The following is a 7,608-nucleotide window of genomic DNA, read 5'->3' on the forward strand; positions in this document are numbered from 1 at the left end:
CAGCTCGCCAGCCATGAGGGGCCGGACGGGCGGCTCGATCCGGACAGTCCGCTCTTCCGTAACATCGAGCTCCTGGATGAGCGCCTGGAGCTCTCCGACGCCGACAAGGTCCTGCTGGTACTGGCCGCGCTGATCGAGTGCGAGCCGGCCTTCGAGGACACCTTCGGCATGGTGGCGACGGACGTGAACAACCGCCAGCTCGCGGGCCTGCTCCGCGAACTCTCCGGCGTCGCCCAGCGTGACGCGCTGGCGAGCGTCGAGGGCGAGACGGCGCTGGTCGCCTCCGGTGTCGTGCGCGTACAGGGCATGCGCTGCCCGCTGGAGGCCAAGATCTCCCTGGTCGAGGGGCTGGCGGACAGCCTGTTCGAGGACAACAGCAGCATCGACGATATCGTCCAGCGTTTCGGCCGGGTGAGCCCCGCGCCGAAGCTCGGGGTGGGGGATTTCCCGCACCTGCGGCGGGACGCGGCCATCATCACGGACTACCTCGTCGCCTCGGCGGCTCAGAACACCCCGGGCTGCAACGTCCTGCTCCACGGCGAGCCCGGGCTGGGCAAGACCGAGTTCGCCCGTGCGGTGGCCCAGGCGGCGGGGCTGACGCTCTACGAGGTGCCGACCACCACGCGCGCCGGTGTGCCACTGAAGGCGAGCATGCGGCTGCGGGCGTTCAAGGCCTGCCAGCGCCTGCTGGCCGGGCGCGAGTCCGTGGCCGTGCTCTTCGACGACTGCGATGACGCCCTGGCGGCCACGCCGATGATCGCCGTGGAAAGCGGCGACGACGACGGCACGGGCAGCGCCGGCAGCAAGGCGTGGATCAACGAGCTGCTGGAGTCCAACACCGTGCCCTGCGTGTGGGTGGCGAACGACCTCGGCTGGGTGGACAGTGCGCACCTGCGCCGCTTCGACTATCCGCTGTTCTTCCGCTCCGTGCCGCCGGTGGTGCGCCGGCGTATCGCCGAGGCCCACATGGGCGGGCTGGACCTGCCCCATGCGGTGTTCGAGCGGGTGGTGGCCAACGAGCATAACACCCCGGCGGCGATCGCGAAGGCCGCGCGGGTGGCGGGGCGGACGGATGCCAAGGCGGTGGCCGTGGAGAATGTGCTGCGCCAGACCTCGCTGCTGCTCGGCGGTCAGCCCGCCGGCGGGCGACGCAACGGTATCGTGCCCTTCGATCTGAGCCTGCTCAACGCCAATCGCGACCTGGTCGCCCTGCGTGACGGTCTGATCGCGCGGCCGAGCGCGAGCCTGTGCTTCTACGGTCCGCCAGGCACGGGCAAAACCGCTTTCGCCCGGCATCTGGCCGAGAGCATGGGCCGCGAGGTGATGGTGCGGCGCGCCTCCAGCATCCTGGGCTCCTACGTGGGCGAGACCGAGCGCAGCATCGCCGCCATGTTCATGGAGGCGGCGGAGATGGACGCGGTGCTGGTGCTCGACGAGGCGGACAGCTTCCTCGGTGACCGGCGCGGCGCTCACCAGCAGTGGGAGGTCACCCAGGTCAACGAGCTGCTCACGCAGATGGAGGCGTTCGAGGGCGTCTTTATCGCCACCACCAACCTCAAGTCGAACCTGGACCCGGCGAGCATGCGTCGTTTTGCCCTCAAACTGCGCTTCGATCCCCTCGCGCCGGGGCAGCGCGAGCGGCTGTTCGACGCCACCCTTGCGGCGCTGGGCGGCGAGGGCGAGGCCGCACGCTTCGCTGACGCCCTGCGCCAGCTCGACGCGCTCACGCCGGGGGATTTCGAGGCGGTCGCTCAGCGCCTGCACCTGCTCGGGGAGCCGGTGGACGGTGAACGCCTCTATCGCGAGCTCGTCGACGAGGTTTCGGAGAAGGGCGGCACGACGCGACCGGTCGGTTTCACCGCCCGGCTGTGAGGCACCGCCGGTTCAGGCGGTGACGATCTGCACCTGCTCCCCATCGAAGGCCAGGCGGCCGGCGATGGGCGCCATCGCCGGCAGCGGTGCGGGATAGCTCCAGGCGCCGTCGGTTACCACGGCGGACCCCGTGCGGACGCCGAAGTACTCCGCCTCGCCCTTGAGCGGGCAGTGCGTCCGCGTTGCGGAGGGTGTCAGAAGCCCCATCTCGACCCCGGCCCGGGGGAAATAGTAGCGCACCGGGTAACCGGTCTCGTGGAGCTCGATTACGTCCGTGCTGTCTGCCAGGCGGTGTCCGTCCAGAAGGACCCGGACACGGCCGGCGCCCTGTGTCAGGCGGATACGATCCGCTGCATGTGACTCTGCCATTTTCGCCGTTCCCGGTGGTATCGTTGAGGGCATCATGGGCGGGGTGTGGAAGATCGTATCCCGCCGCGTGGGGAGAATAATAACAACAGCGATCCTGAGCCGACCCGAGGGAGTCCTGTGAGCAGCGATGTCACCGTGGACCGCACGTCCTCGCCGATACGACTGCGTCCATGCCGGCCACGGCACCGGGAGGGCCGATGACGCCTGATACCGAGGCCGCGCTGGAGCATTGCCCACACCTGCCGACCATGCCCGGCATCGCGACCCGCATTATCGATATGGGGCGCGATCCGGAAGTGGATATCGCGGACCTTGCCGCGCTGCTGGTCAAGGACCCGGCGCTGGCGAGCCGGATCCTGCGGGTGAGTAATTCCCCGCTCTACGGTCAGCGCCGGCGCAGCGATAACATCCGCCAGGCCGTGATGGTGCTGGGGCTGAACACGACCATGACGCTGGCGCTGAGCTTCTCGCTCGCGGACGCCCTGCGCGGGCGCGGCGACGGGCGCGCGATGCGGCTGGTCTGGCGCCGCGCGCTGATCGCCGCCACCGCCTGCCGCATCCTCGGCGAGGAGATCGGCCACCCGGGCAAGGAGGAGTTCTTCCTCGCGGGTCTGCTCCAGGACATCGGCATCCTGGCACTGGAGGTCGCGGTCCCCGAGCTCTATGAGCCCCTGGTGACGGAGGCCGATACCCACGATGCCCTGGTCGCACTGGAGTCCGTCCATCTGCAATCCGGTCACTGCGCGGTCGGCGCCTGGCTGATGGAGCGCTGGGGGCTGCCCCGCTATCTCGTGAACACCGTGCTCGGCAGCCACGACCCGGAAACCGACGCGATTCCGGACGAGGACCGGGAGCTGGCGCGCTGTGTGGCCCTGTCCGGCCGTATCGCCGACCTGTTCCTCCATGACAGTGACCGTGCGGAATCCTCGGCGCGGCTTGCGGATGCCGCATCGGTGTGGCTCGGGCTCGGCGGGGACGCCGTTGCCGCGGTGATCGACCGTGTCGGGGAGGGCCTGCCGGAGGCGGCGCGGCTGTTCGATACCCGGCTGCCGTCGGCCCGGGTGGCGGCAGGGGTGATCGAGGAGGCGCGCGAGATGCTGATGATGCGCAATCTCCAGCTCCTGCAGGAGACCAGCGAACAGCGCCGGCGCTTCCATGAGCTCGAGCGTACGGCGAAGCACTGGGAGGAGGTGGCGAACCACGACCCGCTGACCGGTGTTTACAACCGGCGTTACTTCGACGAGCGCATGGCGCACGAGTTCGCGCTGGCCACCGAGAGCGGCTGGCCGCTGAGTATCGGTTTCGTGGATCTCGACCAGTTCAAGTCGGTCAATGACCATCACGGCCACCAGGTGGGCGACCAGGTGCTGGTGGGCGTCGCGGAGCTGATGGCGGCACGGCTGCGCCAGCGCGACCTCGTCGTTCGCTACGGCGGCGAGGAGTTCCTGGTCCTGCTGCCCGGTACGACGCTGAGCGACGCAATGGCGGTCTGCGAGCGTCTGCGCAGCGCGGTCGCCGCGGTCGCCCACCAGGATGGCGAGGGGCGCCCCTTCCATATCACCACGTCCATCGGCGTGGCCGCGCACATGGATGCCGGCCGGTGTTACCCCAGCGTGGACGTCTTCATCGGCGCCGCCGACCAGGCGCTGAACCTCGCGAAGGCACACGGCCGCGATCGCGTCCGGCCGTCACCGGATACGCCGACGACGAACCGTCCCTGACGCCGTTGCGCCCGGGTGCCGGGTGTCGTCGCCCGGCGTCGCCGCGGTCATGATCGCGGTGTGTCCGGCGGTATCCGGACGCTGTTGCGGAGCGCCGGTATACTGGCCCGCTCATACGTAGTGTCACCTCCCGGGCCGCACGCGGTGAGCGCCGGCCCGGGCACGTGGAGCAGGAGGGGACCGATGCGCCCACTGGAGCAGGACCCGGCATGGCAGCAGCTGGCGTCCCATCACCGACGGCTCGTCGAGTGCCGTATCGACGCGCTCTTCGAGGCGGATCCTGAACGCTTTGAGCGCTTCAGCCGGCGTGAGAACGGGCTGCTGGTGGATTTCTCCAAGAACCGGCTGGACGCGGCCGCCCTGGATGCGTTGCTGGCGCTGGCGCGGGCGCGGGACGTGCCGGCGCGCCGGGACGCCATGTTTGCCGGCGACGTCGTCAACCCGACAGAGGAGCGCGCGGCGCTGCACGCAGCGCTGCGTACGCCGGAGATCGCCGATCACGCGGGGGTGTCGCGGACGGTTTCGGACTGTCTCGGGCAGATGGAGGCCTTCGCCGCCGGCGTGCGGGACGGCACGGTCACCGGCGTGGATGGCCATGTCTTCACCGATGTGATCCACATCGGTATCGGTGGTTCCGACCTGGGGCCACGGCTGCTGGCGGATGTCGTACTGTCACCGGAGAACGACGGTCCGCGGCTGCATTTCGTCTCCAGTGCCGACGCCCAGGCCCTGCGTACGGTGCTCGCCGGCCTCGATCCCGCGACCACGCTGGTGGTGGTTGCGACCAAGAGCGGCGGCACGCGGGAGACGCTCCTCAATGCCGGTACCGCCCTGTCCTGGTTCGCCGCACGGCTGGGGCGCGATGCGGCCCTGGCACACCATTTCGTCGGCGTGACCGGGAATCCGGAGCGACTCGCCGACGCCGGTCTCGAGGTCGGCCGGAGCTTCCCCCTGTGGGACTGGGTCGGCGGCCGCTATTCGGTGTGGTCCGCGGTGAGCGTCTCGGTGATGATGGCCGCCGGTACCGCTGTCTTCCGTGAGTTCCTTGCCGGCGGCGCGGCGATGGACCGGCATTTCCGCGATATGCCCCTTGCCGATAACCTGCCGGTGCTGCTGGCGCTGGTGAACGTCTGGAACACCACGGTCCTCGGCGCGGCCAGCCAGGTCGTGCTGCCCTATGACTGGCGACTGCGCCGGCTGCCCGCCTACCTCCAGCAGGCGGTGATGGAGAGCAATGGTAAGTCCGTGACCGTTGACGGCACCCCGGCGGGGACCGGCACCGCGGCCGTGCTCTGGGGGCGATCCGCCATCGACGGCCAGCACGCCTTCTACCAGTTCCTGCACCAGGGTACCCAGGTGGTGCCGGCGGAGTTCATCTGCGCCATGGAGGACGGGCGCGACGCCCCGGCGCACCGCCGCGAGCTCCTGGCCAACTGTCTCGCCCAGTCCCGGGCGCTGATGTGTGGTGTTGATGCGGAGAGCCTGGCGGCAGAGGAGGCCATGGCGGCGCTGGCGCCGGAACGACGGCGGCTCCTGCTGGCGCACAGGACCCATGTCGGGGACAGGCCGTCCAACACGCTTCTGATGCGTCGCGCCGACGCTGGGCACCTCGGCCGGCTGGTCGCACTCTACGAGCACCGCATCTTCGTCGAGGCGACGATCTGGGGGATCAACCCCTTCGACCAGTGGGGCGTGGAGCTGGGCAAGCGCCTGGCGGGCGACCTCCGCGCCTGCCTCGGCAGCGACGCGGTCCGACAGGATCTGGACGGTTCCACCGCCGGGCTGGTGGCGTGGCTGCGCGGCGGGGACGGATAGGATACGGTGCCGTCAGCGCGGCGTGAGCACGCCGAACCAGTGCTCGGCGGTCTGACGTTCCACCCAGTCCATGTCGAAGCCGGCGGCAGCGGCCAGTTCGTTCAGCTGCGCCGGTCCCATGCGCGAGGCGAGCCCGGGGCCGACGAGCCCGGGGCCGTCCGGCGCGAACTCGGCCACCAACAGACGTGCATCGTCGGCCAGCAATCCGCGGAGGTGGGCAAGGAAAGCGCCCGGATCCCCGGCGTGGTGAAGGACCATGGTCAGCAGTGCCGCCTCCACCGGCGCCGGCAGGGCGGTGAGCGCGGCGACATCCGCCACCGCGGCATGGAGGTGGTGGAGCTGGTGCAGTGCGGCGGTGCGCCGCAGCAGCTCGACGGCCTCCGGATCGCGGTCGAAGGCGTAGACGGTGCCGGTGGTGCCGACGCGTTCGGCGGCGCGCAGCGCGACGTAGCCGCCGCCGCAGCCGAGGTCCGCGACCGCTGACCCCTGGCCCAGGCGCAGGGCGTCGAACCATTCGCCCACCAGCAGCGTGCGCTGGGCCTGGCGGGCGAAGGTCCGGACCGGGTCAGTACCCCCGTGCGAAGTCGATGACATAGTCCAGCGCCTCGCCGTCCCGGTATCTGGCGTAGTTTCGGCGGAAGATTTCCACGATGTCCTCCGGGAAGCTCTCGGCAGCCACATGGGGGGTGACGTAACAGTTCTCCAGGTCCCAAAGCGGGCTGTCCGCCGGCAGCGGTTCGGTCTCGAAGACGTCGAGCACGGCGCCGGCGATCCGGCCATCGCGAAGCGCGCCGGCGAGGGCGTCGCTGTCGATCAGCGGCCCGCGGCCCACGTTGACCACCCAGGCGTGCGCCGGCAGGCGCTCCAGCGCCGCGGCGTCCACCAGGTGATGGGTCTCCGGGGTATCGGGCAGGGTGAGCACGAGGTAGTCGAGCCCCTCCAGGAACCGGTCCCACTCGTCGCCGGCGTAGACCCGGCGCACGCCGGGGACGTCGCTCGCGCGGCGCTTGTAGCCGATCACATCGAGGCCGAAGTGGTTCGCGGTGCCGGCGATGTGCTGGCCGATGGAGCCGAGGCCCGCGATGCCCATGGTCCGCCCGCCGAGGCCGCGGTACTGACGCTCGGCCCAGACGTGCCCGCGCTGCTGCTCGCGCAGGGCGAAGAACTGGCGTTCCAGGGCAATGAGCCAGCCGAGCACGTACTCGCTCATCAGTGGGCCGAACACGTCCTTCACGCCGGTGAGCGTGTAGCCACGGGGCAGCCCGTCCTCGAGCAGGGCGTCGACGCCGGCGAAGGTGGACTGCACCCAGCTCAGGCGCTCGGCCGTGTCCAGGACCTGCGCCACCAGCGCGGGCTTGCCGAGGATGATGTCGCACTCCGGCGCGAGTGCACGGCCCTTGTCGGCGTCGGTCGCGACGTGGAGCGTCAGTCCGGGGAGCTCGGTATCCCGGAGCAGATCGTGATAGACGTCGGCATCCTCGGAGAGGATCAGCGCGCGGTTCATCGGTGGCCTCCCGCTCGGGTGAATGGAACGCCGCCCAGCATAGCGCAGACGCCGGGCGTGTCCATGGCGGATATCGTGGTCATGCCTGCGGGTGTACGGGGATCGGGAAGATCAGATCGTAGGCGAGGTTGTAGGCGTACGTGTACACCAGATAGAAGAGCATCAGCGCGACGTTCATGGTCAGGGCCGCCGACAGCGTATAGCCCATCCACCACATCACCGGCACGAGGGTGATCACGAGCATGCCCAGCTCGAAGGCAAGGGCGTGCCAGATGCGCTCGCCCGGGGTCTTGTAGACACGGCCCGTGAACCGGCGCAGGGCATGGT

7 protein-coding genes are annotated in these 7,608 nt (G+C 70.0%); 3 read left to right on the top strand and 4 right to left on the bottom strand.

All coding sequences use genetic code 11. The features are described 5' to 3' along the window. Positions 1-1,872, top strand: a 1,872-nt coding sequence (locus G7A99_RS14755) for an AAA family ATPase (protein WP_163141471.1), incomplete at its 5' end; no start/stop codon positions are given. Between the two features lie 12 nt (positions 1,873-1,884). Here the strand turns inward: G7A99_RS14755 and G7A99_RS14760 are convergent. Then, the gene (locus G7A99_RS14760; RefSeq protein WP_163141474.1) at positions 1,885-2,241 is read right to left on the bottom strand and encodes a DUF427 domain-containing protein; all 357 of its coding nucleotides are present in this window, start codon (positions 2,239-2,241) and stop codon (positions 1,885-1,887) included. A 197-nt stretch (positions 2,242-2,438) separates the two neighbouring features. On the opposite strand from G7A99_RS14760, the gene G7A99_RS14765 reads away from it, so the two are divergent. Continuing rightward, positions 2,439-3,962 carry a GGDEF domain-containing protein gene (locus G7A99_RS14765; protein ID WP_163141477.1) on the top strand — a complete coding sequence of 508 codons (1,524 nt, stop codon included), beginning with the start codon at positions 2,439-2,441 and terminating at the stop codon, positions 3,960-3,962. A gap of 183 nt (positions 3,963-4,145) precedes the next feature. Continuing rightward, entirely contained in the window at positions 4,146-5,777 is a 1,632-nt protein-coding gene (gene pgi / locus G7A99_RS14770; RefSeq protein WP_163141480.1) for a glucose-6-phosphate isomerase, read from the top strand. Positions 5,778-5,789: 12 nt separating this feature from the next. Here pgi and G7A99_RS14775 read toward each other — a convergent pair whose 3' ends face one another. The 3 genes from G7A99_RS14775 to G7A99_RS14785 form a co-directional block, all read right to left on the bottom strand. Continuing rightward, positions 5,790-6,371, bottom strand: coding sequence for a class I SAM-dependent methyltransferase (locus G7A99_RS14775; protein ID WP_163141484.1), 582 nt, complete (start codon positions 6,369-6,371; stop codon positions 5,790-5,792). After that, positions 6,343-7,281, bottom strand: coding sequence for a D-2-hydroxyacid dehydrogenase (locus G7A99_RS14780; protein WP_163141487.1), 939 nt, complete (start codon positions 7,279-7,281; stop codon positions 6,343-6,345). The genes G7A99_RS14775 and G7A99_RS14780 overlap by 29 nt, the downstream gene beginning before the upstream one ends. 79 nt (positions 7,282-7,360) lie before the next feature. Continuing rightward, a partial coding sequence (locus tag G7A99_RS14785) for a chlorhexidine efflux transporter (RefSeq protein ID WP_305792322.1) occupies positions 7,361-7,608 on the bottom strand: 248 nt, incomplete at its 5' end.

The sequence above is a fragment of the Arhodomonas sp. KWT genome (assembly GCF_010993615.1).

What these genes read in the sequence shown, in the direction of transcription:
- G7A99_RS14760 (WP_163141474.1), bottom strand. Translation starts at nt 2,241, where the DNA reads ATGGCAGAGTCACATGCAGCGGATCGTATCCGCCTGACACAGGGCGCC.
- G7A99_RS14765 (WP_163141477.1), top strand. Translation starts at nt 2,439, where the DNA reads ATGACGCCTGATACCGAGGCCGCGCTGGAGCATTGCCCACACCTGCCG.
- G7A99_RS14780 (WP_163141487.1), bottom strand. Translation starts at nt 7,281, where the DNA reads ATGAACCGCGCGCTGATCCTCTCCGAGGATGCCGACGTCTATCACGAT.
- pgi (WP_163141480.1), top strand. Translation starts at nt 4,146, where the DNA reads ATGCGCCCACTGGAGCAGGACCCGGCATGGCAGCAGCTGGCGTCCCAT.
- G7A99_RS14775 (WP_163141484.1), bottom strand. Translation starts at nt 6,371, where the DNA reads ATGTCATCGACTTCGCACGGGGGTACTGACCCGGTCCGGACCTTCGCC.